General features: G+C 61.7%; 20 protein-coding genes. 13 read left to right on the top strand and 7 right to left on the bottom strand.

Annotated elements, in window-relative coordinates; translation table 11 throughout:
- Positions 1-22: 22 nt before the first annotated feature.
- The 6 genes from NJC40_RS08950 to NJC40_RS08975 all read left to right on the top strand — a co-directional run bounded on the left by NJC40_RS08950 (position 23) and on the right by NJC40_RS08975 (position 7,219).
- Positions 23-616, top strand: coding sequence for a YqiA/YcfP family alpha/beta fold hydrolase (locus tag NJC40_RS08950; RefSeq protein ID WP_253140320.1), 594 nt, complete (start codon positions 23-25; stop codon positions 614-616).
- 77 nt (positions 617-693) lie between these two features.
- Positions 694-2,598, top strand: a complete 1,905-nt coding sequence (gene parE, locus NJC40_RS08955) for a DNA topoisomerase IV subunit B (RefSeq protein WP_045486783.1) — start codon at positions 694-696, stop codon at positions 2,596-2,598.
- Complete coding sequence (locus NJC40_RS08960; protein WP_045486786.1) at positions 2,595-3,554, top strand: esterase-like activity of phytase family protein; 960 nt, start codon at positions 2,595-2,597, stop codon at positions 3,552-3,554. The genes parE and NJC40_RS08960 overlap by 4 nt, the downstream gene beginning before the upstream one ends.
- Complete coding sequence (locus NJC40_RS08965) at positions 3,551-4,072, top strand: retropepsin-like aspartic protease family protein (RefSeq protein WP_373568467.1); 522 nt, start codon at positions 3,551-3,553, stop codon at positions 4,070-4,072. Before NJC40_RS08960 ends, NJC40_RS08965 begins: the two co-directional genes overlap by 4 nt.
- A 10-nt stretch (positions 4,073-4,082) precedes the next feature.
- Entirely contained in the window at positions 4,083-6,338 is a 2,256-nt protein-coding gene (parC, locus tag NJC40_RS08970) for a DNA topoisomerase IV subunit A (RefSeq protein ID WP_045486792.1), read from the top strand.
- A gap of 179 nt (positions 6,339-6,517) precedes the next feature.
- Entirely contained in the window at positions 6,518-7,219 is a 702-nt protein-coding gene (locus NJC40_RS08975; RefSeq protein ID WP_045486795.1) for a PqiC family protein, read from the top strand.
- Positions 7,220-7,280: 61 nt separating this feature from the next.
- Here NJC40_RS08975 and NJC40_RS08980 read toward each other — a convergent pair whose 3' ends face one another.
- On the bottom strand, positions 7,281-8,804 hold the full coding sequence (locus tag NJC40_RS08980) for a HAMP domain-containing protein (RefSeq protein ID WP_045486798.1): 1,524 nt from the start codon (positions 8,802-8,804) through the stop codon (positions 7,281-7,283).
- A gap of 134 nt (positions 8,805-8,938) precedes the next feature.
- On the opposite strand from NJC40_RS08980, the gene serB reads away from it, so the two are divergent.
- Positions 8,939-10,153, top strand: coding sequence for a phosphoserine phosphatase SerB (serB, locus tag NJC40_RS08985; protein ID WP_045486800.1), 1,215 nt, complete (start codon positions 8,939-8,941; stop codon positions 10,151-10,153).
- A 67-nt stretch (positions 10,154-10,220) separates the two neighbouring features.
- Here serB and NJC40_RS08990 read toward each other — a convergent pair whose 3' ends face one another.
- From NJC40_RS08990 to NJC40_RS09005, 4 genes are all read right to left on the bottom strand, one after another.
- Positions 10,221-11,999, bottom strand: coding sequence for a cyclic-di-GMP receptor FimW-related protein (locus NJC40_RS08990; protein ID WP_253140321.1), 1,779 nt, complete (start codon positions 11,997-11,999; stop codon positions 10,221-10,223).
- A gap of 260 nt (positions 12,000-12,259) precedes the next feature.
- A complete protein-coding gene (gene asd / locus NJC40_RS08995) occupies positions 12,260-13,129 on the bottom strand; it encodes an archaetidylserine decarboxylase (RefSeq protein ID WP_231906582.1) in 870 nt (289 codons plus the stop codon).
- 42 nt (positions 13,130-13,171) lie between these two features.
- Complete coding sequence (locus NJC40_RS09000; RefSeq protein WP_045486804.1) at positions 13,172-13,987, bottom strand: rhodanese-like domain-containing protein; 816 nt, start codon at positions 13,985-13,987, stop codon at positions 13,172-13,174.
- Positions 13,988-14,088: 101 nt separating this feature from the next.
- Positions 14,089-15,645, bottom strand: a complete 1,557-nt coding sequence (locus NJC40_RS09005; protein ID WP_253114532.1) for an HDOD domain-containing protein — start codon at positions 15,643-15,645, stop codon at positions 14,089-14,091.
- A gap of 211 nt (positions 15,646-15,856) precedes the next feature.
- On the opposite strand from NJC40_RS09005, the gene motA reads away from it, so the two are divergent.
- The gene (gene motA, locus NJC40_RS09010) at positions 15,857-16,708 is read left to right on the top strand and encodes a flagellar motor stator protein MotA (RefSeq protein ID WP_045486806.1); all 852 of its coding nucleotides are present in this window, start codon (positions 15,857-15,859) and stop codon (positions 16,706-16,708) included.
- A 3-nt stretch (positions 16,709-16,711) separates the two neighbouring features.
- Complete coding sequence (gene motB, locus NJC40_RS09015; RefSeq protein ID WP_045486807.1) at positions 16,712-17,734, top strand: flagellar motor protein MotB; 1,023 nt, start codon at positions 16,712-16,714, stop codon at positions 17,732-17,734.
- A 68-nt stretch (positions 17,735-17,802) separates the two neighbouring features.
- Here the strand turns inward: motB and rsgA are convergent, their stop codons facing one another.
- Positions 17,803-18,834, bottom strand: a complete 1,032-nt coding sequence (gene rsgA / locus NJC40_RS09020; protein ID WP_045486808.1) for a small ribosomal subunit biogenesis GTPase RsgA — start codon at positions 18,832-18,834, stop codon at positions 17,803-17,805.
- Positions 18,835-18,920: 86 nt separating this feature from the next.
- Here rsgA and orn point away from each other — a divergent pair, with 86 nt between their 5' ends.
- The gene (gene orn / locus NJC40_RS09025; RefSeq protein WP_045486810.1) at positions 18,921-19,454 is read left to right on the top strand and encodes an oligoribonuclease; all 534 of its coding nucleotides are present in this window, start codon (positions 18,921-18,923) and stop codon (positions 19,452-19,454) included.
- Between the two features lie 100 nt (positions 19,455-19,554).
- Positions 19,555-20,166: a trimeric intracellular cation channel family protein gene (locus tag NJC40_RS09030; protein ID WP_045486812.1), complete on the top strand. Its 612-nt coding sequence runs from the start codon at positions 19,555-19,557 to the stop codon at positions 20,164-20,166.
- On the opposite strand, the gene queG is transcribed toward NJC40_RS09030, so the two are convergent.
- Entirely contained in the window at positions 20,148-21,257 is a 1,110-nt protein-coding gene (gene queG, locus NJC40_RS09035) for a tRNA epoxyqueuosine(34) reductase QueG (RefSeq protein WP_253140322.1), read from the bottom strand. The two genes, NJC40_RS09030 and queG, sit on opposite strands and share 19 nt — an antisense overlap.
- 63 nt (positions 21,258-21,320) lie before the next feature.
- Here queG and NJC40_RS09040 point away from each other — a divergent pair, with 63 nt between their 5' ends.
- Together NJC40_RS09040 and tsaE are read left to right on the top strand one after the other, a co-directional pair.
- Positions 21,321-22,817, top strand: coding sequence for an NAD(P)H-hydrate dehydratase (locus NJC40_RS09040; protein ID WP_253140323.1), 1,497 nt, complete (start codon positions 21,321-21,323; stop codon positions 22,815-22,817).
- Positions 22,805-23,263: a tRNA (adenosine(37)-N6)-threonylcarbamoyltransferase complex ATPase subunit type 1 TsaE gene (gene tsaE, locus NJC40_RS09045; RefSeq protein ID WP_253114551.1), complete on the top strand. Its 459-nt coding sequence runs from the start codon at positions 22,805-22,807 to the stop codon at positions 23,261-23,263. The genes NJC40_RS09040 and tsaE overlap by 13 nt, the downstream gene beginning before the upstream one ends.
- The last annotated feature ends 46 nt before the right edge of the window (positions 23,264-23,309 follow it).

Consider the following 23,309-nt stretch of genomic DNA (forward strand, 5'->3'; position numbering starts at 1 on the left):
ACGCGCAAACCGGAGCCAAGGCATGACCGGCCATACCCCCGCACTCTTGTATATCCATGGCCTGAACAGCTCGGCCCTGTCGAAAAAGGCCACCTGGCTGGCGGCGCTGATGCATTCGCTGGGGCTGCAAGAGCGCTTGCGCGTGCCTGAACTGCACCATCATCCTCGCCAGGCGCTGGCCCAGCTTGAACAGGCCATTGAGGCGTTGGGCCGGCCATTACTGGTCGGCAGCTCGCTTGGCGGCTACTATGCGACCCATCTTGCGCAGCGTCACGGGCTCAAAGCGGTGCTGATCAACCCGGCGGTCAACCCGCACCAGTTGTTCGATGGCTATCTGGGCACTCAGCAGAACCTTTATACCGGACAGCGCTGGGAACTGACCCTGGATCATATTCAGGCGTTGGCCGAGCTGGAGGTGCCTGCGCCAAACCAGCCGCAGGACATCCAGGTCTGGCTGCAGACCGGTGACCAGACCCTGGATTACCGCCGCGCCGCTGCGTTTTATGCTCAGTGCAAGCTGGATATTCGCGAAGGCGGGGACCACAGCTATCAAGGCTTCGAGGCGCGCATGCCCGAGTTGCTGGCAATAGCCGGTTTTGCTCCGGCGCCGCTGTAATCCGCCCGCCTGTCACCGCAGTGAAAGGCGCGCATGCAAATATGCAACATTTCATGAACCATTGATGACGAGAACCCATGGCCACTCCCAGCGCTAGCTCTTATAACGCCGATGCCATCGAAGTCCTCTCGGGCCTCGACCCGGTTCGCAAACGTCCGGGCATGTACACCGACACCTCACGGCCCAACCACCTGGCCCAGGAGGTCATCGACAACAGTGTCGACGAAGCCCTGGCCGGTCACGCCCGTTCGGTGCAAGTGATTCTGCACGCTGACAACTCGCTTGAAGTCAGCGACGACGGTCGCGGCATGCCGGTGGATATCCACCCCGAAGAGGGGGTTTCTGGTGTCGAGCTGATCCTCACCAAGCTGCATGCCGGCGGCAAGTTCTCCAACAAGAACTACCAGTTCTCCGGCGGATTGCACGGGGTGGGCATTTCGGTGGTCAACGCGCTGTCGACCCAGGTGCGGGTCAAGGTCAAGCGTGACGGCAACGAATACCAGATGAGCTTCGCCGACGGCTTCAAAGCCTCGGAGCTGGAAGTGGTCGGCACCGTGGGCAAGCGCAATACCGGCACCAGTGTGTATTTCAGCCCGGACCCGAAGTATTTCGACAGCCCGAAGTTTTCCGTCAGCCGTCTCAAGCATGTGCTCAAGGCCAAGGCTGTATTGTGCCCTGGCCTGTTGGTGAGTTTCGAAGACAAGTCCAACGGCGAGAAGGTCGAGTGGCACTACGAAGATGGCCTGCGCTCCTACCTGCAGGACTCGGTCAACGACTTCCTGCGTCTGCCGGAAGAACCCTTCTGCGGCAGCTTTGCCGGTAACAAGGAGGCGGTGGACTGGGCGCTGTTATGGCTGCCTGAAGGCGGCGATAGCCTCCAGGAAAGTTACGTCAACCTGATTCCGACCGCGCAGGGCGGCACCCATGTCAATGGCTTGCGCCAGGGCTTGCTCGATGCCATGCGCGAGTTCTGTGAATTCCGCAGCCTGCTGCCGCGTGGTGTGAAACTGGCTCCGGAAGACGTCTGGGAGCGGATTGCCTTTGTGCTTTCGACCAAGATGCAGGAGCCACAATTCTCCGGGCAAACCAAAGAACGTCTGTCGTCCCGTGAGGCCGCAGCCTTTGTTTCCGGGGTGGTCAAGGATGCGTTCAGCCTGTGGCTGAACACCCACTCGGACCTTGGCATGCAACTGGCGGAGCTGGCGATCAGCAATGCCGGTCGGCGCCTGAAAGCCAGCAAGAAGGTCGAGCGCAAGCGCATTACCCAAGGGCCTGCGCTGCCCGGTAAGCTGGCTGATTGCGCAGGCCAGGACCCGGCCCGTTCCGAACTGTTCCTGGTCGAGGGTGATTCGGCCGGTGGTTCGGCCAAGCAGGCGCGAGACAAGGAGTTCCAGGCGATCCTGCCGTTGCGCGGCAAGATCCTCAATACCTGGGAAGTCGATGGTGGTGAAGTCCTGGCCAGCCAGGAAGTGCACAACATTGCCGTGGCGATCGGGGTGGATCCGGGTTCGACGGATATCAGTCAGTTGCGTTATGGCAAGATCTGCATCCTGGCCGACGCCGACTCCGATGGCCTGCACATCGCAACCTTGTTGTGTGCGCTGTTCGTCCAGCATTTCCGCCCGCTGGTGGATGCCGGTAACGTCTATGTGGCGATGCCGCCGCTGTACCGCATCGACCTGGGCAAGGAAATCTTCTATGCCTTGGATGAAGCCGAGCGCGACGGGATTCTCGACCGTCTGGTGGCCGAGAAAAAACGCGGCAAGCCACAGGTCACCCGATTCAAGGGCCTGGGTGAGATGAACCCGCCGCAGCTGCGTGAAACCACCATGGACCCGAACACCCGGCGGCTGGTACAGCTGACTCTGGACGACTTCGATACGACCCGGGAAATCATGGACATGTTGCTGGCCAAGAAGCGCGCCGCAGACCGTAAGTCCTGGCTCGAAACCAAGGGCAACCTGGCCGAGGTCATGATTTGAGAGCGGCCTGGTTCGCCCTTCTGGCCTTGCTGGCGGCACCTGCTTTCGCGGTGCCGCTTGAGCAGCTCAAGCTGGTCTCGGAACATCCGATCGACGGCATGACCGGCGGTAACCTGTCGGGTCTGGCGCTGTGTAACGGCGAGTTGTGGACGGTGTCGGACCGCGATGACCGGGTGCTGTATCGCCTGGACCGCTCGCAACCCGTCTGGCAGGCCGAGGCCGAAATCATCGAGGTGCCCGCAGCGCACAGCGACCTGCCGGCCAGCCTGCGCTCGATGGCCAGCCTGTCGTCGGTGGTGCGGGGTGGTGCTATGGACTATGAAGGCATCAGTTGCGATGCGGCAGGCAACCGCTATGTGGTCAGCGAGGCCCATGGCGCAGTGCTCAAAGTCACCGCGCAAGGCGCGGCCAACTGGCTGCCACTGCCAGCAGATGTGATCCGTCAGGCCCGGGAAAAGGGCATGTTGCAGCGCTTCAATGCGCTGTATGAAGGCATTGCCGTGAGCCCCGACGGGCAACAGCTCTGGCTGGCCGCCGAGCGCGAACAGCGCGGGCTGTTGCGAGTGGATCAGCAAGACGGGCAATGGCGATGCACCGGCAGTTGCGTGCTGTATGCCGAAGTGGATCAGGCCGCGTCGAAGGGCAGTGCTTTTCCGGACTTTTCCGACCTGGCGCTGTACAACGGCAAGCTGTTCACCCTTGAGCGCTCGGTGTACCGGGTCTGCCGGCGCAGCCTGCAAGACGGCGAGCTTGAACGTTGCTGGTCATTCGGTGCCGAGGCGAAAAAGCCGCACCGGCGCTATGAGCAACCCTATGGTCTGACCGAAGCACTGGTGGTTGATGAGAGCGGCGCCTGGATCGGCACCGATAACAACTTTGGTGCACGTGCCGATGGCGAAAAGCGGCCGGTGGTATGGCGCTTCGCCGCCCCGACCGGTGGCTGGAGCGCGCCATGAGCCAGTCACCCCCAGGCCGGCGGGCCGGCAAGGTCCTGATGATGCTTGCCTGGATAGCAGGCCTGTTCCTGGCTACCCGTTTTTTTGGTGAGTGGGAAGACCGGCAGCATAATCCCAACAGCGAAATGCTTTCTGAGCAGGGCGATGGCTATGTCGAGGTGCGTCTGGCAGGTAACCGTCAGGGGCATTTTGTCGGGACAGCGCAGCTCAACGGTCGCCCGGTCGCATTCATGATCGACACCGGCGCCACCGATGTGGCGATACCGGCCGAGGTGGCCGACGAACTGGGCCTGGAGCGCGGTGTTCCGGTCACGGTCAATACCGCCAATGGCCGGGTCCAGGGGTTTCGGACCCGCGTCGAGCGTCTGCAACTGGGCCAGATCGTCCTGCACGATGTTCGCGCCCTGGTGACGCCAAGTCTTGAAGGCAGAGAAATCCTGCTCGGCATGAGCGCCATGAAACAACTTGAATTTACCCAGCGCAGCGGCACCTTGCTGCTGCGCCAGACGACCCAATGATGAGGCCCGCATGAGCGACTCCCTTGACCTCAGTCTCGATGGCGTAGAACGCCGGTCCCTGGCTGACTTCACCGAACAGGCCTACCTCAACTATTCCATGTACGTGATCATGGACCGTGCCCTGCCGCATATCGGTGACGGTCTCAAGCCGGTACAGCGGCGCATTGTCTATGCGATGAGCGAACTGGGCCTGGGCGCCGACGCCAAGCACAAGAAGTCGGCGCGTACGGTCGGCGACGTGCTCGGCAAGTTCCATCCGCATGGTGACTCGGCCTGTTACGAGGCCATGGTGTTGATGGCTCAGCCGTTCAGCTACCGCTATACGCTGGTCGATGGCCAGGGTAACTGGGGCGCACCGGACGATCCGAAGTCGTTTGCGGCCATGCGTTATACCGAAGCCCGGCTGTCGCGGTATTCCGAAGTGCTGCTCAGCGAGCTGGGCCAGGGGACCGCTGACTGGGTGCCGAACTTCGATGGCACCCTTGAAGAACCCGCGGTGTTGCCGGCCCGTTTGCCGAATATCCTGCTCAATGGCACCACGGGCATTGCCGTGGGCATGGCGACTGACGTGCCGCCGCACAACCTGCGTGAGGTCGCCAGTGCATGCGTGCACTTGCTCGACGATCCCAAAGCCACGGTCGAGCAGCTTTGCGAACACATTCCGGGCCCGGACTACCCGACCGAGGCTGAAATTGTCACGCCACGGGCTGACCTGCTGAAGATTTACGAAACCGGCAAGGGCTCGGTGCGCATGCGCGCGGTGTACCGCGTCGAGGATGGCGACATTGTGGTCACGGCGCTGCCGCACCAGGTGTCGGGTGCCAAGGTGCTGGAGCAGATCGCTGCACAGATGCAGGCCAAGAAGCTGCCCATGGTGGCCGACCTGCGCGATGAGTCGGACCATGAAAACCCCTGCCGGATCGTGATCATTCCGCGCTCCAACCGGGTCGACGCCGCCGAACTGATGCAGCATCTGTTCGCCACCACCGATCTTGAGTCCAGCTACCGGGTCAACGTCAATATCATTGGCCTGGACGGTAAGCCGCAGCTCAAGAACCTCAAGGTGTTGCTTAATGAGTGGCTGATGTTCCGCATCGCCACCGTGCGCCGCCGCCTGCAGTACCGTCTGGACAAGGTCGAACATCGCCTGCACCTGTTGGACGGTTTGCTGACGGCGTATCTGAACCTCGATGAGGTCATTCACATCATCCGCACCTCGGATCAGCCCAAGGCTGACCTGATTGCCCGTTTCGACCTGTCGGAAATCCAGGCCGACTACATTCTCGACACGCGCTTGCGGCAATTGGCGCGGCTCGAAGAAATGAAGCTGCGCGGCGAGCAGGATGCATTGCTCAAAGAGCAGGCCAAGCTTAAGGCATTGCTGGGCAGCGACACCAAACTGCGCAAACTGGTGCGTGCTGAGCTGATCGCCGATGCTGAAACCTATGGCGACGACCGCCGTTCGCCGATTGTCGAGCGTGCCGAAGCCAAGGCGCTGTCGGAAAACGAGCTGATGCCTACCGAGCCGGTCACTGTGGTGCTGTCGGAAAAGGGCTGGGTACGTTGCGCCAAGGGCCACGACATCGACGCGACCGGGCTCTCTTATAAAGCCGGCGATGGTTTCAAAACCGCAGCGATAGGGCGCTCCAATCAGTTTGCGGTGTTCATTGATTCCACCGGCCGCAGTTATTCGGTGGCCGCGCATACCCTGCCATCGGCCAGGGGCCAGGGCGAACCGTTGACCGGCAAGCTGCAGCCGCCACCCGGTGCGACCTTCGATTGCGTGCTGTTGCCCGATGACGATGCGCTGTATGTGATCGCGTCCGACGCCGGTTACGGGTTTGTGGTCAAGGGTGAAGACCTGCAGGCCAAGAACAAGGCCGGCAAGGCGCTGTTGACCCTGCCGGCCGGCTCGAAGGTGATTGCACCGCGTCCGGTGCTCGACCGCGAAAATCACTGGCTGGCGGCAGTGACTACCGAGGGTCGCCTGCTGGTGTTTCGTATCAACGATCTGCCGCAGTTGGGTAAGGGCAAGGGCAACAAGATCATCGGTGTGCCGGGTGACCGGGTGGCCAGCCGTGAAGAATATGTCACCGATCTGGCCGTCGTGCCGTCAGGCGCAACGCTGGTGCTGCAAGCCGGCAAGCGTACACTGTCGCTCAAGGCCGATGATCTGGAACACTACAAGGGCGAGCGCGGGCGGCGTGGTAATAAATTGCCACGCGGTTTCCAGCGGGTGGACGCCTTATTGGTGGAAAACGGCTGAGAATGATCGTTTGCGGTCAGCGATCTTCGTTCTGCCATGAAGATCGCCGCATAATCGCTGGAGTCACAGCGAATATTCACGGATGATATGGGGTCTTCAGGAGCAGGCGTGGCTCAATGCCTGCATGACCCTGATGCGTATTCAATTTTTGACCTGCCGAACGCAGGTTGGACGGGACGATGAATCTTCTACGCCTTCCCATGATTTTGTTGGTGACGGGTGTGCTCGGCCTTGCCGGGTGCAGCGTGCATCAACCGGCTGCGCTCTACCAGCTCGACAGCGGTGAGCCAGGCCAGCCAAAGCAGGCCGCTGGGCTGGCAGTATTGCTGGGGCCGGTTTCGATTGCTGACTACCTGCAACGCGAAACCCTGCTGCAACGTCAGCCTGATGGCACGCTGACCGCGGCCGCCGATGGACGCTGGGCCGGTAACCTGTCTTCGGATATCGATCAACTGCTGTTGCGCCAGATTTCCTGGAAGCTCGACAGTCAGCGGGTGGTGTTGTCGCCCACGGTTGCCAACTTCACGCCGGACGTACAGGTGCTGTTGTCCATCACCCGGCTGGACTCCGGTAGCAAGCAGCCGGCGATTCTCGATGCGCAGTGGCGCCTGCTCGACCGCAAGGGTAATGTCCGTGACAGCCGCCTGGTGCACCTCGAAGAGGTCCACACTGGGACAACGGCTTCGCAGGTCAAGGCGCAGGGCATTCTGCTGCAGCGTCTGGCCGATCAGGTCAGCACCGCCATCAAGCCAATTTCCTGGGCGCCGGTTGAGGAACCCAAGAAAACTGCGCCGGTGGTGCGTGCCAAGCCGCAGCCGGAAAAGCCCAAGATTCCAATGGCATCGCCCATTCGAACCGATCTTGAAGTGTTCCGTTTCTAAAGACACGCATAAAAAAACCGCGCCTGGCGCGGTTTTTTTATCTCTGCAATCAGACCTTGTATCAGACCTTGTGCGCGTCGTGCATGCGCGCCAATTGGCGTTCGAGCATCGACGGGTAGGGCTCCATCAGGCGTTCGACACAGCAGGCGCCTTCGGGGCTGGCGATCGGCCGGATGCGTGCGCGCTGGCGCAGCAGTTCGTCATCGTTTACCGAGCGCTCGACCAGCAGCAGGTTGCGGCTGTGTTGCGACAGGGCCAGAGCGTCTTGCGCCTTGTCGGTCAGCAGCAGATCGATCTGGCTCAGGCCCGCCACCCCGTCACTCAAGGTCAGGCCCAGTTGCAGTTGCAGGGTGATGCCGCTGTCGGCGACTTCGATCTGCAGGGCATGGCTCAGGGCGCGCAGCAGCTCGCCACAGCAGATTGCATTGGTGAGGTAATCCTCGCCGCTGGTCTGGGTGTGGAACAGCATGAGGGTGCTGCCGTCGTTCAAGGTGTGCAGCTCGCCGTCATACAGTGACGTGGCCTGGTCCAGGCAGTCGCGATAGCGCTGCAGCAGGTCGGTCAGCCGTGCTTTGGGCAGGCGGCGAAGTTGGTCCTGGCCGCCCAGTTGCACGGCAAGAATTGCGCTGTACTGCGGCTCGCTGGGCGCTGCGGCAGGTACTGGCAAGGACGCAACCGGGCGGGCGACGGGAGTGGAGTTATCGCGCAGGTCGGCGAACGGGTCTTCTTCGTCTTCGAGGTCTTCCTCGGCCACCACGCGTCTCGGCGCAGCAGCGGCTGGCAGGCGCGGCCGGGCCGGTTCGGCAACCTGGCTGCGCGGCTCGGGCTCGTCGTGCTCTTCGAGATCTTCGTCGAACAGTTCGGGCTCAGGGATCGGCTCAGGCTCTGGTATCGGCGGGGCGAACGAGGTGCGTAGCTGGCGGGCCAGATCGCCCACCTCATCCTGGCGCTCGGTGCCTGGGGTGTAGGGGTCGATATCCCTTAGCCACAGGCGCAGTTGCAGCAGCGGGGTCGAGATATGCCGGCCCAGGCGCAGGCTCAGGGCCAGGGCCAACGCAAGCAGGATGCCGGCCAGGATGCCCATGCTCTGCAGGCTGATGGTCATCGGCTGCTGGAACTGCGACATGTCCAGGCTGATCCGCAGATGCCCCGCCATGACGTCCTGGAAGGTGATCTTGATCTCGTACAGCCCCTGGGTTTCACCCAGCAGGCTGTTTTTCGGGCGCTGCCCGGCTTCGGCGAGGATGCGGTTGTCGACGCTGTAGATCGCCGCGTGGGCCACCAGCGGGTTTTTCACCAGATTGCCGAGCAACACGTTGAGGCTGAGGATGTCGTTGGACACCAGCAGTTCGGTCGCCGAGCTGGCTGTCTGGATGGTCAGGGACTGTCCCAGCGCGTCTGCCTGCTCGTGCATGGCCTGTTTGAACTGCAAGCCCATCACGCCGGCATAGATCACCAATGCCAGAGCCACGAGAATCACGTTGTGGCTGGCAATACGCAGGGCGATCGGTACGCGGCGATGACGCAGGGCACGGAAGATCAACAGGAAGAAGTTATCGGTCTTGATAGGCGTGGGCCGGTTCACTGAGCGCGGCTCTTTCGATAATGAAGTTGCCGCGCAGTATAGCGAGCGGCCCAGACGTGGCAAAGCGCTGGCTGTGCCCGATGGTCACTGAAAGCGGGTAGAATGCGGTTTTTTTCCACCTGCGGGGGTGCGCCTTGCGCGAAATCGTCCTGATCAACATTACTGGTGAAGACCGTCCCGGTCTCACTGCGGCCATTACCGGCGTCCTCGCCCAGGGTGGCGTGAACATTCTCGATATTGGTCAGGCTGTGATCCATGACACCCTGTCGTTTGGCATTCTGGTCGAAATCCCGGGCACCGACGAAGGCTCATCGGTCCTCAAGGACGTGTTGTTCACCGCCTACAAGCTCGACCAGCAGGTGCGCTTCACTGCCGTGTCGGAACAGGACTACCAGCGTTGGGTTGAAGGCCAGGGCAAGGCGCGGCACATCGTGACCCTGCTGACCCGCAAGGTCACGGCCGAGCAGTTGCAGTGTGTCAGCTCGATTACCGCCCGTTACGGGCTCAATATTGACCATATCGACCGTTTGTCCGGGCGTATGCCGCTCGACACCCCGGCGGATCAGGGCAAGGGTTGCATCGAGTTTTCGGTGCGCGGCGAACCGGCGGACCTCAAGGCCATGCAGGCCGAGTTTCTCAGTGTTGCTCAGGCGCTGAATGTCGACATCGCGTTCCAGCAAGACTCGCTGTTCCGGCGTAATCGGCGCCTGGCCGTGTTCGACATGGACTCGACCCTGATCGAAGCCGAAGTCATCGACGAACTGGCCAAAGCCGCCGGCGTGGGTGAGCAGGTTTCGGAAATCACCGAGCGGGCCATGCGCGGCGAACTGGATTTTCGCGCCAGTTTCAAAGAGCGTCTGGCGCTGCTCAAAGGCCTGGATGTCAGCGTGCTCGACGAAATCGGCGCTTCGCTGCGTCTGACCGAGGGTGCCGAAACGCTGTTCGCGGAACTCAAACGGCTGGGCTACAAAACCGCGATTCTGTCGGGCGGCTTTACCTACTTTGCCCGTCAATTGCAGGAAAAGCTTGGCATCGACTATGTATTTGCCAACGAACTGCAAGTTGAGGATGGCCGGGTCACCGGTGTGGCCGTCGAGCCTGTCGTCGATGCGCAGCGCAAGGCTGACCTGCTGCGCGAGCTGGCGCACAAGGAAGGCTTGAGCCTGGAGCAGACCATCGCCGTGGGCGACGGTGCCAACGACCTGCCGATGTTGGCCATTGCCGGTCTGGGCGTGGCATTTCGTGCCAAACCGTTGGTCAAACAATCGGCCAAGCAGGCCATCTCGACCCTGGGGCTGGATGGGGTTCTCTACCTGCTGGGCTTGCGCGACCGCGAAGGGCGTAACTGAGGCGGGCTTGAGGTCAAGGGCTTTGGCGGCGAAGGTGGCTGAGCGATCTTCGCTGCTGAAGCAGCGCCTACAGGCTGCCCCACAACGATTCGAACTCTTCCCCGATCTTTTTCTCGGGCGCCGCTGATTTCGGCGCCTCGAAGACCTGATATTCAAACTGGTTGTAGCTGGCGCTAGCAATATGCCGGGTTTTAAGCGCTGCGCGCTTTTCTTCGCCATTGATGTTGATCAGTACTTTGCTGTCTTCCTTGAATGGCAGACGTGGCGCCAGCATCAAGGGTGGTTTGCTCATGGCGCGCACCTCCGGCAGCATCAGGCTGCGCAGGTACTGGCTGTTCTGCTCTTCACGGATCAATTGCATGCCGCATGGCTGGGCAAATGGAGCGATCAGTTCAATCCCCATCTGGGTACCGCCGCTGCGTACCTGGCGTACCCAGCGCACGATGGCGATACTCCAGTTTTGCGCGCTTTCGTCCTGAATGCCGACCAGCTCACCGGCTTGCAGTTGAGTTGGCACTTCTTTGTGCCAGGCCAGGCAATAACCACCCGGGCTGTGATTGACGATGCTTAGCTCGAACATCGGAAAGTCGTGTTGCGCGTTGCCGGGGTCATGGTCGGCGTCGACCTGCGGGTATTCGATTTCCTCGAACGGCAGCAAAGTCGACGAGGTGCCGCCACGGTGGGCATCAAACGCCTGCGACCATGGGTCGTCACTGTTCTCATTGGCGACCTTGAGGGTGAAGTCGGCGGCCTGGATCACGGCGGGCAACTGCAGCAGTTCGCTGAACGACTTCTTGCCGGCCAGGTAGTAATGCAGGGCGCTCATGCCGATGCAGATCTTCAGCGTGCCGTGCCCGGCCATGCGCTGGAAGGTGCGCTCGGCGACATCACCCCAGGCGGCTGCCAGATGCTGGATCAGGTCTGTGCTGACGCCCGGCGGTACGCTCAGGCCGGATTGCGAGCGTTGTTCGGCGGGCAGCTCCAAATACTGCTCCAGGGTCACGGCCAGGGCCAGCGGGTTGATACCCAGCAGGCGCGGCAACAGCTGCTCATCGAACAGGGTGCGATACAGCGGCGGCTTGTCGGCGGCTGGATCCAGGGCGAACAACGTGCCTGGTTCGTTGGCTGCCTGCAGTTTGACCATGCTGCTCCAGGCCTCAAGCACTTCGCCTAGCTTGCCAATATTGAGCTGGCGCATCTGGTTGCAGCGTGAGCTGCCCATCATCAGCGAGATGATGTAGGTCTGCTCAATGCTCAACTTGCGAACATGGACGGCCTGTGGCTCGTTGACCGGCATCTGGTGCAACTGATACTGGCGGGCGATCTGATAGATCTGGTGCAGCTCAAGCCACAGCCCGTCCTGCACCGGGCAATACAGCTGGCTGGCGCGAATCAGCGGGCCGTTCAGGCAATGCGCAGCACGTTGCAGCGCAGTGGTCAGCAACGCGCTGTTTTCGCGCGTGTAGCGCGGCGCGATGCTGTTGATAATCAGCTTGTAGCCGGTGGCCAGGTGGTTCTGCAGCGCCTGGCACAGGTTGGCGACCTTGCGCGGGCGCTCGTCCAGAACAATGGCCTGGTTGAGGAAGTGGCGCTCCAGGTGCTTGCAGACGAAATAGACCTCCGGACGCAGCTCTTCGAGCAGCAGCAGGCGGTTATCGCTGGAGGTCAGCAACTGGTTGAGTTCGCTCAAGCCCTGATACAGCTGGCGGGCCATTTCGCCCAGATTTGCCTTGGGCAGGGTCGAGATCCAGCGTTTCAGGTCGCGGGGGTTGGCTTCACAGAATGTCAGGCTCGACTGAGTCGGCGTAGAAACGCGCAACAGCAGCGGAAAGCTCATATTACTCATGTGACAGGCAACTCCCTCGTGTTGATGGCCTGAACGGTGGCGTCAGATTGATAAGGTGCCAATGCGTCGAGGGGGGAGAGCGCTGGGCAATATCAATAGACTGCGAAGTGTCCTACAACACCGATGGGTCGACTTTAACAGCATCGGCCTGCGCCCGCAGCTTAATCTGGCACAGGGCCATGACCTTATGATTAATCCCGCCGCAATAGGTTGCATGGACACCGCTGCCGGCCAGGCACGATCCTGGCCGGCAGCCACGATCACGCCTGGTCGGCGCGACCCAGAGCCTGGCCCATGCGTACCGCTGAGCCGGCCGTCAGGGTTTCGGCCCATTTCACCTGCTCAGGGCCGAACAGTACGATGGCTGTGGAGCCCAGCTTGAAACGGCCCATTTCGGCGCCTTTTTCCAGCTGGATTGGCGCCCGTGCCGCTTCGTCGTAGCGCACGCTCTTGAGCTGGCGCTTGGGTGGCGTGACCAGGCCTGCCCAGACAGTTTCTACCGACGCTACGATCATCGCGCCGACCAGCACTACTGCCATCGGGCCGCGTTCGGTGTCGAATACGCAGACTACCCGCTCGTTACGGGCGAACAGCTCAGGTACGTTTTCGGCGGTGGTCTGGTTGACCGAGAAAATGCGCCCTGGCACATAGACCATCTCGCGCAGGGTGCCGGCCAGTGGCATATGAACGCGATGGTAATCCTTGGGCGACAGATAGACGGTGGCGAACTGACCGCCCATGAACGGCGCAGACAGCAGCGGATCGCCGCCAAGCAGCTCCAGCACGCTGAAACTGTGGCCCTTGGCCTGGAAAATCCGGCCTTGTTCGATCGGACCCAACTGGCTGATGGCGCCGTCGGCCGGGCACAGGATTGCCCCGGGGGTGTCGTCCAGAGGGCGAGCATCGGGTTTCAGTGCGCGTGTGAAAAACGCGTTGAAGTTTTCATAGGCCGTCAGGTCTTCGACTTGGGCCTGAGACATGTCTACCTGATAGCGGCGGGCGAACCAGGCGGTGAATGCGTTCTTGAACCAGCTCACCTTGCATTCGGCCACACAGCCAGCCAGGCGTGACAGCAGGTGGTGGGGCAGCAGGTACTGGCTCAGGATAAACAGACGCTCTTTCATTGATATTCCTAACAGCTTGTTGGGGCCTGCGCGGGGCAGGCCGTAGGTTCATTGCTCCACAGGCGTGTCGGGGTGGTTGCCCCATTCGCTCCAGGAGCCGGCATAGGCCTTGACTCGCGGGTAGCCCAGTGCTTTGGCGGCCAGATAGGTAAAGCCTGAGCGGCGATGGCTCTGGCAGTGGGTGATGATTTCCTTGTCCGGGGTGATACCCAGTGCTTCCAGGGTCTGGCGCAGATCGGTACGAATGCGCAGCTGACGCTCTTTGTCCATGCCAGCGGTCCACTCGAAGTTGATCGCGCCGGGAATGTGTCCGCCTTTGGCCGCCAGCACTTTGCTGCCGGTAAATTCCTCGGGCCCGCGGGCATCCCAGATCGCAAGATCGGCAGCACCCAGGCGGCTCTGCAGGTATTCGCGGGTGGCGGTGGGCGCGCTTTGCAGGCTCAGGCTCACTGCGCTGTGGCGGGTGGGCGATGCTTCACTGGACAGCGGCAGCCCGGCGGCCTCCCAGGCCAGCAGTCCGCCATTGAGGTAGTGGTAGCGGGAGTGGCCGATGACGTCCAGCAGCCAGATAAACCGCCCGGCCCAGCCACCGCCTTCATCGTCGTAGACCACGTATACCGCATCGCTGCGGTGCCCCAGTTCGCCGAACAGGCGCTCCAGATCGCTCAGCGCGGGCGCAAGGCCCGGAGCGGGAGGCTGGCCCAGCTGGGTGCGCTTGGGCTCTATGAAACAGGCGCCGGGAATGTGTCCTGCGTCATAGCGGGCCTGATTGGTCAGATCGACAAGGATCAGCTCCGGCGCCTCCAGGCGAGGCTGCAGGTCACTGGCTTCAATAACCAGTGGCAAGTCGTTAAACACGGACATTTCCAGCCTCCCTTCATGAGCAAAGGCGTGGATTGTAGCCCAGAGCCGGAAAGGCCTGCACGCCGATAAGACAGTCTGAACCTGTCAGCCCCCGCCAGCGATCACACAGGTTTCGCCCGGCCGGTGCTTTTGAGCTGGGTAAAGTTGACCAGGGCACGTTCCACACACTGCGCCGTCTTGGCGAATGCCTGTACGGTGATCTCCGACATCGGGCTGCCACCTTGGTCGGCAATCGCCAGGATCAGCACTTTGCCGTTGCAGCTCAGCGAGCGGATCAGTAAGTGCTGGCCCTTGAACAGGGTCTTGAAGGCCGGCGGCAGCAAGGCTGCGAACTGTGCGTGGTTGGCCGGTGTAAGACGCAGTTGGGTCGGCTGGGCCAGCAGTCGTTCCAGTACCTTGCTGTCTTTGATCTGAAACTGTAATGCGGCATTTTCCGCACCCAGGCCGGCCAGTTGATGCACGCGCAGCAGGCCAGTGTTCTTGTCCGGCATCAGCAGCATGACCCGCTGCATGCCGCTCGCCACCAGCGCATCGCGGGCGGTGCTGATCAGGTGCATGGCGTTGTTGAACGGGGAGGGCTCGACCAGCATGTCGGCGCACAGTTTGCGCCAGCGTTGCAGGTCATCGGCAGAAGGTGCGGCAGCGGGTTCATGGCCATTGCTGATGCGCCGAAAATCCCACGGCCAGAGCAGCGCCTGGGCGGGATGCCAAAGATCGTCCGCCGCATGCTGGCGAGCGCTGCTGGCAGCGTTCTGGTGTACCTGTTGCTGGGTCTGGTCCATTGACTGTTGCAGGTACAGACTGCTCAGCAGTTCCCAGCGCAGGCAGTGCGGGCTGTTCCAGGCCTGCTGTGCGGCCAGCGCCAGGCCATTACCCATCAATACCGTATTGGCTGGCTGGTTGAACCAGCGTTGCAGATCGGCGTTGGCATCCATGTCGCGCTGCTGTTGCAGCGGGTCGTGATTTTCCCTGGCGATACGCAGTGCCTTGACCCATTCGCGGCGCTCTTTGATCAGTACGGTATAGCCACGCGTGACCCAGACCGGCAGGCGCCAGACCGTGGCCAGTGCCTGGCACAAGTCCAGCAGCTTGACGCCGAACAATTCAAGCTCGACCGTGCGGCTTGATTCGCCTTTATGAATGACCCGCAGTTCCCATTCTTCCAGCAGCTTGGGGTGGGCCAGCGCCAGTGGCCAGAGCGGTGCGAGGAACAGCAGGCTGCCCAGATGAATATCCTGCCAGAGCCGCGCCAGACGGCTGGCGAACAGGCCATTGGCCTGTTGGGTGGCATGCTGGCTGATCAGAATCAGTTGACGGTAAGCCTGAGGGACTTCCTGCGCCTGTTTGGCCGGCAGGCGATTAAGCAGCACTTCGGTGCGGGCCAAGCCCAGGCGATTGAGCGCCACTTCAAGACTCTCGGCCGGCTCTGTGATGCCATGGCTGTGCTGGTTGGCCTCGCGCAGCACGCTCAGCACCAGCGCCGGGCTGTCTTGCATCATGTCGGCAATATCACGCAACGAACGACGGCTGTCGTTCAGTGCGGCGCGCACACGGGCGTGATTGGCCTGTGCAACGGGCAGGGCAAGATCATCCAGTTGTTTGACCCAGGCTTCAAGTGTCTTGGGGCGTGGGAGGTGCGATGTGCTGGCTATCGGCATACGGAAGGCCTGTGCGGCTGAGATCGTTCAGCAGTGGATACGCTTTTTCATATATGGATGCGTCATGTATTGTTACACCCTGTTTCGATAGCAAAACAGGTTTTTCACGGCAACAGCCTATAGTCTGGCTCAGGCGGGCCGATAAGCAGAACAACAGTTTCATGAATCACCGCACATCTCCCTGAACCCGACTCAACAAGTATTTGTACCTATGGCCAAAATCATCGGCATCATTGTCGTTTTCGCGAGCGTTCTCGGCGGATACATGCTATCCCACGGTCAATTGGCAGCGCTGTTCCAGCCATTTGAAATCGTCATCATTGGTGGTGCAGCGCTGGGCGCCTTTCTGCAGGCCAACCCTGGCCATATGACCATGCATGTGTTCAAAAAGTCGCTGAAGATGTTCAGCACTCGCTTCACGCATGCCTATTACCTCGAAGTGCTGGGTCTGGTGTACGAGATTCTCAACAAGAGCCGCCGCGAAGGCATGATGGCCATCGAAGGGGACATCGAAGAGCCGGCTTCCAGTCCGATCTTCGCCAAGTACCCTGGCGTACTCAAGGATGAGCGCATGACCGCCTACATCTGCGATTACCTGCGCATCATGTCGTCCGGCAACATGGCTCCTCACGAGCTTGAAGGCCTGTTCGACATGGAACTGTTGAGCATGAAGGAAGAGCTTGAACATCCTTCCCACGCCGTGACCGGCATTGCCGACGGTATGCCCGGTTTCGGTATCGTGGCCGCGGTACTGGGTATCGTGATCACCATGGCCATGCTGGGAACCGGTGACAAGGCCGCCATCGGCCAGCACGTGGCGGCGGCACTGGTCGGTACCTTCTTCGGTATCATCGCGGCGTACGGCTTCTTTGGTCCGCTGGCTTCTTGCCTGGCGCACGATGCCAAGGAAGAAATGAACGTCTACGAGTCGATCAAGGCGGCTCTTGTGGCCTCGGCTTCCGGCATGCCGCCATCACTGGCCGTCGAGTTCGGTCGCAAGGTGCTTTACCCCGCCCACCGCCCCAGCTTCAGCGAGCTGGAACAAGCCGTACGTGGTCGCTAAACCATGGAAAATAATCAGCCAATAATCGTCAAGCGCGTCAAGCGCTTTGGCGGGGGGCACCACGGCGGTGCCTGGAAGATCGCCTTTGCTGACTTTGCGACAGCAATGATGGCGTTCTTTCTGGTGCTCTGGCTGTTGTCGGCTGCGACTCCGGAACAACTGGTGGCCGTGGCCGGTTACTTCAAGGACCCGGTCGGCTTCAGCGACAGTGGCTCGCCCTATGTCATCGACCTGGGCGGCTCGCCGGAAATGTCTCCTAACCAGACCCTCAACCCCGAGGTCAAGAGTACGCCGAGCCCGGACACCGTGCCGATCGAGGCCGAGTCTGCCGAAGCCAAGGCCGAGCAGGTCGAGCAGGAACGCATGGAAATGCTCCTGCTGGAGTTGCAGAACAAGATTGAAGAGAGTCCGGAGCTGCAAAAGTTCAAGGACCAGATCCTGCTGGAGATCACTCAGGACGGTTTGCGTATCCAGATTGTCGATGCCGATAACCGGCCAATGTTCGACTCCGGCAGTGCGCGGCTCAAACCTTACTTCGAAGACATCCTGCTGGCGATGTCTGACACCATCAAGGCTGTGCCGAACAAGATCAGCGTCAGTGGTCATACCGATGCCAAGCCGTTTGCCGGTACCGGTGAGTTCGGCAACTGGGAGCTGTCGGCCAACCGCGCCAACGCTGCCCGTCGTGCGCTGATCGCCGGTGGCTACCCTGAGCAGCAGGTGGCACGAGTGGTGGGGTACGCGTCCTCGGCGCTGTTCGATCGCCAACATCCGCTGAACCCGGTCAACCGGCGTATCGATATCATCGTGCTGACCCGCAAGGCCCAGCAGCGTATGGATGGTGACCAAGGCAGTGCGCCGCCGGTCAATCCAGCCCCGGCGGCACCGGGTGCTGCGGCGCCTGGAGCCGCTGCGCCTGGCGCGGCGAACGGCAGCCAGGCGCCGGCCGTGCTGCCGCATGAGGTTCGTGAACGGGTCAATATCTTCGATCAGGGGCCGCTCAGGGCGCCGGGTAGCAACCCGTAATCTGCCTGGCTGTCAGGCCGCCCCTGTAGCGTGCAGCAGGGGCGGCTGGCAGCTTTGCTGCGCCAGTCTCAGTATTCGTCTTGCGGCAGACTGGCCAGGATCGAGCGGTAGCTGTGCATCCGTTGCGGATGGATGCGGCCTTGTTCCAGCGCATTGAGCAGCGCACAACCCGGCTCGCGGTCATGCTTGCAGTCGCGAAAGCGGCATTTGCCCAGCAGATCATTGAACTCGATAAAGCCGGCCTCGACGTCGTCCCGGCTCACATGCACCAGGCCAAATTCGCGGATACCCGGCGAGTCGATCAGATCACCGCCGCCCGGGAAGTGGAACAGGCGTGCGGTGGTGGTGGTGTGGGTGCCTTGTCCGGAAAACTCCGATAGCGGCCCGACCCGGGTGCCGACTTCCGGCAACAGGCTGTTGACCAGCGATGATTTGCCGACCCCGGACTGGCCGACAAATACACTCACTTTGCCATCCAGTTGCTGTTGCAACTGCTGCATGCCATCGCCCTGATGGGCAGATACTTCGAGCACCGGATAACCCAGGCCGCGATACACCGACAGCAGGTCGTTGAGTACCACGCTGTTGTGTTCGTCGATCAGATCAGCCTTGTTGAGCAGCAGCAACGGGTGGATGCCGGCATGTTCGGCGGCGACTAGGTAGCGATCGATCAGGTTGGCATGCGGCTCAGGCATCGGCGCGAAGACGATGACGATCAGGTCGACGTTGGCCGCGACCGGCTTGAGCAGCCCGCGGCTGTCAGGGCGGCACAGTTCGGTGCTGCGCGGCAGTTGCGCGACAATCACGCCAACGCCCTGATTGCCGGCCCGCCACACCACTTTGTCGCCAGTGACCAGTGCCGGCAGGTTGGCGCGCAGGTAGCAGCGGTAGGTCTGGCCGCGATGCTCGCCGTCCTGGGCCTCGACTTCGACCTGCACACCGAAATGAGCAATCACCTGGCCGAACTCTTCCGGGCCCAGGTCGCCGCCTTCCAGAATCTCCAGCGCCTGGGTCTCACGTTTGGCGGCGCGAGCGGCGCGTTCGCCCTGGATCTTTTCGATGCGCCAGTTCTGGCGGCGGTTGAGTTGGCGTTTGGCCATGGGATTCCCGGTCAATGAGCTCGAACGCGCGATACTAGCATGCCGACGCTGAGCTAAACTGCGCGCCTATGCTGAGGAGCCAATATATGCAAAGCAAGAGCAACCTGATCTGGATCGATCTGGAAATGACCGGCCTGGACCCTGACAACGATGTAATCATCGAAATGGCCACCATCATCACTGACAGCGAGCTCAATACCCTGGCCGAAGGCCCGGTGATTGCGGTGCACCAGAGTGACGAGATTCTGGCCGGCATGGATGAGTGGAACACCCGTCAGCATGGCGGCTCGGGGCTGACTCAGCGGGTCCGTGAGAGCACCATCGACAGCGCCCAGGCCGAGGCCCTGACGCTGGCGTTCATCAAGCAATGGGTGCCGGAGCGCAGCTCGCCGATCTGCGGTAACAGCATCTGCCAGGACCGGCGCTTCCTGTACCGGCACATGCCAACGCTGGAAAACTACTTTCACTACCGCAACCTTGACGTTTCGACCCTCAAGGAGCTGGCGGCCCGCTGGTCGCCAGAGCTGAAGTTCAAGAAGGGCAGCACTCACCTGGCACTGGACGATATCCGCGAATCCATTGCTGAGCTGCGTTTTTACCGCGAAAACTTCATCAAGTAAGCACGCTGCTTCAAGCGCGCAGTCAACAAAGCCCTTTGCACCCTTTCAGTGCGTCGGGCCGCCGGGTAGACTGCGCGGCTTTGTCGCAGGGGGTAACGCCATGTTGTTGATGCTGTATCTGATGGCGATTACCGCCGAGGCCATGACCGGCGCGTTGTCCGCAGGACGACGGGGCATGGACTGGTTTGGCGTGGTGCTGATTGCCTGTGTCACTGCGTTGGGTGGTGGCTCGGTGCGCGATGTGCTGCTTGGTCATTACCCTCTGACCTGGGTGAAACACCCCGAATATCTGGTACTGACCAGCGTCGCGGCGCTGGTGACGATCTTCATCGCGCCGCTGATGCGGCATCTGCGCTCGCTGTTTCTGGTGCTCGATGCCGTGGGCCTGGTGGCTTTCACCCTGATTGGCTGCCTGACCGCCCTGGAAACAGGGCACGGCATGCTGGTCGCTTCGGTCTGTGGCGTGATCACCGGAGTGTTCGGCGGCATTCTGCGCGACATCTTCTGCAACGATATTCCGCTGATCTTCCGCCGCGAGCTCTATGCCAGCGTGTCCTTCCTTGCTGCCTGGTGCTTCCTGGCTTGTCGCTACCTTGGCGTGTCAGATGAGCAGGCGATCCTGATTACCCTGTTCGGCGGCCTGTTGATGCGCCTGTTGGCGATCCGCTTCAAATGGGAAATGCCCAAGTTCGTTTACAAGGATGACCACTGAACGCAGCCCCTACCCCGCAGGGCGTGCTGCTCTATGGCCCATTCGACATGCTCACGGACCAGTTCTGACGGGTGCTCACGCCGTGCCTCCAGGGCCTGCAGCACGCTGATGGTCGAGGGCGCGTTACCCAGCCCGACGGCCAGGTTGCGCAGCCAGCGCTCATAGCCGGCGCGGCGCAGGGGCGAGCCTTCGGTGCTGCTGAGAAAGCGCTCTTCGTCCCACATGAACAGCTCGGCCAGCCCGGCATTGTCGAGGTTATGGCGCGGCTGGAAATCGCTTTGCTCGGTGGGTTTGGCGAAGCGGTTCCATGGGCAGACGATCTGGCAGTCATCACAGCCGAATACCCGGTTACCGATCAGTGCTCGCAACTCGACAGGAATGGCGGTTTTCAGCTCGATGGTCAGGTAGGAAATGCAACGCCGGGCATCGAGCACATACGGGCCGACAAACGCTGCCGTCGGGCAGATGTCCAGGCAGGCGCTGCACCGGCCGCAATGCTCGGTGGCGTGGGGCGGGTCCACCGGCAGCGGCATGTCGACGAACAGCTCGCCAAGAAAGAAGAAACTGCCGGCCTTGCGGTTGAGTACCAAAGTGTTCTTGCCGATCCAGCCCAGCCCGGCCTGTTCGGCAATGGCTTTTTCCAGTACCGGGGCGCTATCGACGAAGGCCCGGTAACCGAACGGGCCGATCGCCTGTTGAATGCGCTCGGCCAGTTGCTGCAGACGTTTGCGCACCAACTTGTGGTAATCGCGGCCCAGCGCGTAGCGCGACACGTAGGCTTTTTCCGGTTCAGCCAGGCGTTGGGTCATCTCGCTGTCGCCTGGCAGGTAGTCCATGCGCAGCGACACCACGCGCAAGGTGCCAGGCACCAGTTGCTCGGGATGGGAACGTTTGCTGCCATGCGCGGCCATATAGTCCATCTCGCCGTGGTAGCCCGCGTCGAGCCAGCGCTCCAGATGCTGTTCATGCTCCTTGAGATCAAGACCGCTGATGCCGACCTGCTGGAAGCCCAGTTCGCGGCCCCAGGTCTTGATCGACAGGGCAAGTTCGGCGAGTTCGTCGCCGGTCAGTTGTTCGGTAGTGGCGGGCATGCGAAAGGAGAAAATAAGACCAAGGTGCGTATAATTCTGCCAGATATCGGAGCCCACACACGCATGCCAGATACTCAAAGCCATTTACCCGACGCGCTGTACACCGCTGAACAGGTCCGTGACCTCGATGCGCGGCTGATTGCCGCCGGCACGCCAGGTCTGGAGCTGATGCAGCGTGCGGCCCGTGCGACCTGGCGTGCAGTGCGCCGACGCTGGCCCGAGGCGGGCGTGCTGACGGTGCTGGCCGGGCATGGCAACAACGCCGGCGACGGGTATCTGGTGGCACAGTTGGCGCATCAGGCCGGTTGGGTGGTGCGGGTTCTGGCGGTGGGTGATCCGGCTGCTCTGCATTGCGATGCCGCCACGGCCCATCAGCAGGCTCGCGCAGCGGGTGTCGAAATCCTCCAATGGCTGGGCCAGCCGCTGGTCGGTGTGGTAGTCGATGCGCTGTTGGGCACCGGGCTGCGCGGCGAGGTGCGTGAGCCCTATAAAGCGGCTATTGAAGCCATCAATGCGGCGGACCTGCCGGTGGTTGCGGTGGATATCCCCTCCGGTCTGAGTGCTGACACGGGGCAGGCGCTGGGCTGCGCCGTGTGCGCCGATCTGACCGTGACCTTTATCGCTCTGAAGCTGGGCCTGTTCACCGGCGATGCGGCCGATCATGTCGGGCAACTGCTGTGTGAAGATTTGCAGGCTGACCCGCAGTCGCTCAGCCAGACGCCGGCCACCGCGACACGGCTTGACAGCGCCAACCTGGCAACTCTGGCGCCGCGCCCGCGTACTGCGCACAAGGGGCAGTTCGGCCGGGTACTGGTGGTGGGCGGTGATCACGGCTTTGGCGGCGCCGCGCTGTTGAGCGCCGAAAGTGCATTGCGCAGCGGCGCCGGGATGCTGACCCTGGCAACCCGCGCTGAACACGTCACGGCTGCGCTGGTGCGCATGCCGGAAATCATGAGCGCCGGGATTCATTCGGCCAACCAATTGACCGGGTTGGTCGCTGCCGCTGATGTGCTGGTGGCAGGTCCCGGTCTGGGGCAGGGCAGTTGGGCACGCAGCCTGCTGTCTGTCGTTGCCGGTGCCGACACGCCGCAGGTGTGGGATGCCGATGCACTCAACCTGTTGGCGGCCGGCCAGGTCAGGCTGCCGTCGGGCTGTGTCATCACCCCGCACCCTGGTGAGGCGGCACGGTTGCTGGGTGTCACGACGGCCGAAGTGCAGGCCGACAGGCCCGCAGCGGTTCGCCGTCTTGCAGAACAGTTCAAGGCTGTTTGCGTGCTCAAGGGCAGTGGCAGCCTGATTGCCGATCCGCAGGGGCGCCTGGCGCTCTGTGATCGGGGGCATCCAGCCATGGCCAGTGCCGGGCTTGGCGATGTGCTGTCCGGTCTGATCGGTGCCCTGTTGGCGCAGCACATGCAACCATTCGAAGCGGCTTGCCTGGGCGTCTGGCTGCATGCCAGGGCCGGTGAGCTGGCAGGCCTGGAGGGGCGTGGGCTGCTCGCCAGTGACCTGATCGTGATCATTCGTCGCCTGTTGGAGGAGCTGCAACCGTGTCTGAAGTAACCCTGCAGGTAGATGGCGAAGACGCCATGGTGGCATTGGGCGCGCAGCTGGCGCAGCTCACTGCGGCAAAGGGTGTGATTTTTCTCGAAGGTGACCTGGGCGCAGGCAAGACCACCCTGTCACGCGGACTGATCCGCGGCCTGGGTCATGAAGGGGCAGTCAAAAGCCCGACCTTTACCCTGGTCGAACCCTATGAAATCGGCGCGCTGCGGGCTTTTCATTTCGACCTGTATCGGCTGACCGACCCTGAAGAGCTGGAGTACATGGGCATCCGCGATTACTTCGCCGATGATGCACTGTGCCTGATCGAATGGCCGGCCCGTGGCAAGGGGTTTTTGCCAAAGCCCGACCTGACCATTACCATTACGCACCAGGGTGCCGGTCGTACGGTGACCCTCAACCCGCAAGGCCCGCGTGGCGAACGCTGGTGCGCGGCCCTGGCCTGATGAGCCAGGCAGAATTCACAGAGAACTTTTACTGATATGGGGATGA

The sequence above is a fragment of the Pseudomonas sp. 21LCFQ02 genome (assembly GCF_024129895.2).
Lineage (GTDB): Bacteria > Pseudomonadota > Gammaproteobacteria > Pseudomonadales > Pseudomonadaceae > Aquipseudomonas.

Coding starts and splice junctions, on each gene's coding strand:
- NJC40_RS09005 (WP_253114532.1), bottom strand. CDS start 15,645: ATGCCGATAGCCAGCACATCGCACCTCCCACGCCCCAAGACACTTGAA.
- motB (WP_045486807.1), top strand. CDS start 16,712: ATGGAAAATAATCAGCCAATAATCGTCAAGCGCGTCAAGCGCTTTGGC.
- NJC40_RS09000 (WP_045486804.1), bottom strand. CDS start 13,987: ATGTCCGTGTTTAACGACTTGCCACTGGTTATTGAAGCCAGTGACCTG.
- motA (WP_045486806.1), top strand. CDS start 15,857: ATGGCCAAAATCATCGGCATCATTGTCGTTTTCGCGAGCGTTCTCGGC.
- orn (WP_045486810.1), top strand. CDS start 18,921: ATGCAAAGCAAGAGCAACCTGATCTGGATCGATCTGGAAATGACCGGC.
- NJC40_RS09040 (WP_253140323.1), top strand. CDS start 21,321: ATGCCAGATACTCAAAGCCATTTACCCGACGCGCTGTACACCGCTGAA.
- rsgA (WP_045486808.1), bottom strand. CDS start 18,834: ATGGCCAAACGCCAACTCAACCGCCGCCAGAACTGGCGCATCGAAAAG.
- parC (WP_045486792.1), top strand. CDS start 4,083: ATGAGCGACTCCCTTGACCTCAGTCTCGATGGCGTAGAACGCCGGTCC.
- NJC40_RS08990 (WP_253140321.1), bottom strand. CDS start 11,999: ATGAGTAATATGAGCTTTCCGCTGCTGTTGCGCGTTTCTACGCCGACT.
- queG (WP_253140322.1), bottom strand. CDS start 21,257: ATGCCCGCCACTACCGAACAACTGACCGGCGACGAACTCGCCGAACTT.
- NJC40_RS08950 (WP_253140320.1), top strand. CDS start 23: ATGACCGGCCATACCCCCGCACTCTTGTATATCCATGGCCTGAACAGC.
- NJC40_RS08965 (WP_373568467.1), top strand. CDS start 3,551: ATGAGCCAGTCACCCCCAGGCCGGCGGGCCGGCAAGGTCCTGATGATG.
- NJC40_RS09030 (WP_045486812.1), top strand. CDS start 19,555: ATGTTGTTGATGCTGTATCTGATGGCGATTACCGCCGAGGCCATGACC.
- NJC40_RS08975 (WP_045486795.1), top strand. CDS start 6,518: ATGAATCTTCTACGCCTTCCCATGATTTTGTTGGTGACGGGTGTGCTC.
- parE (WP_045486783.1), top strand. CDS start 694: ATGGCCACTCCCAGCGCTAGCTCTTATAACGCCGATGCCATCGAAGTC.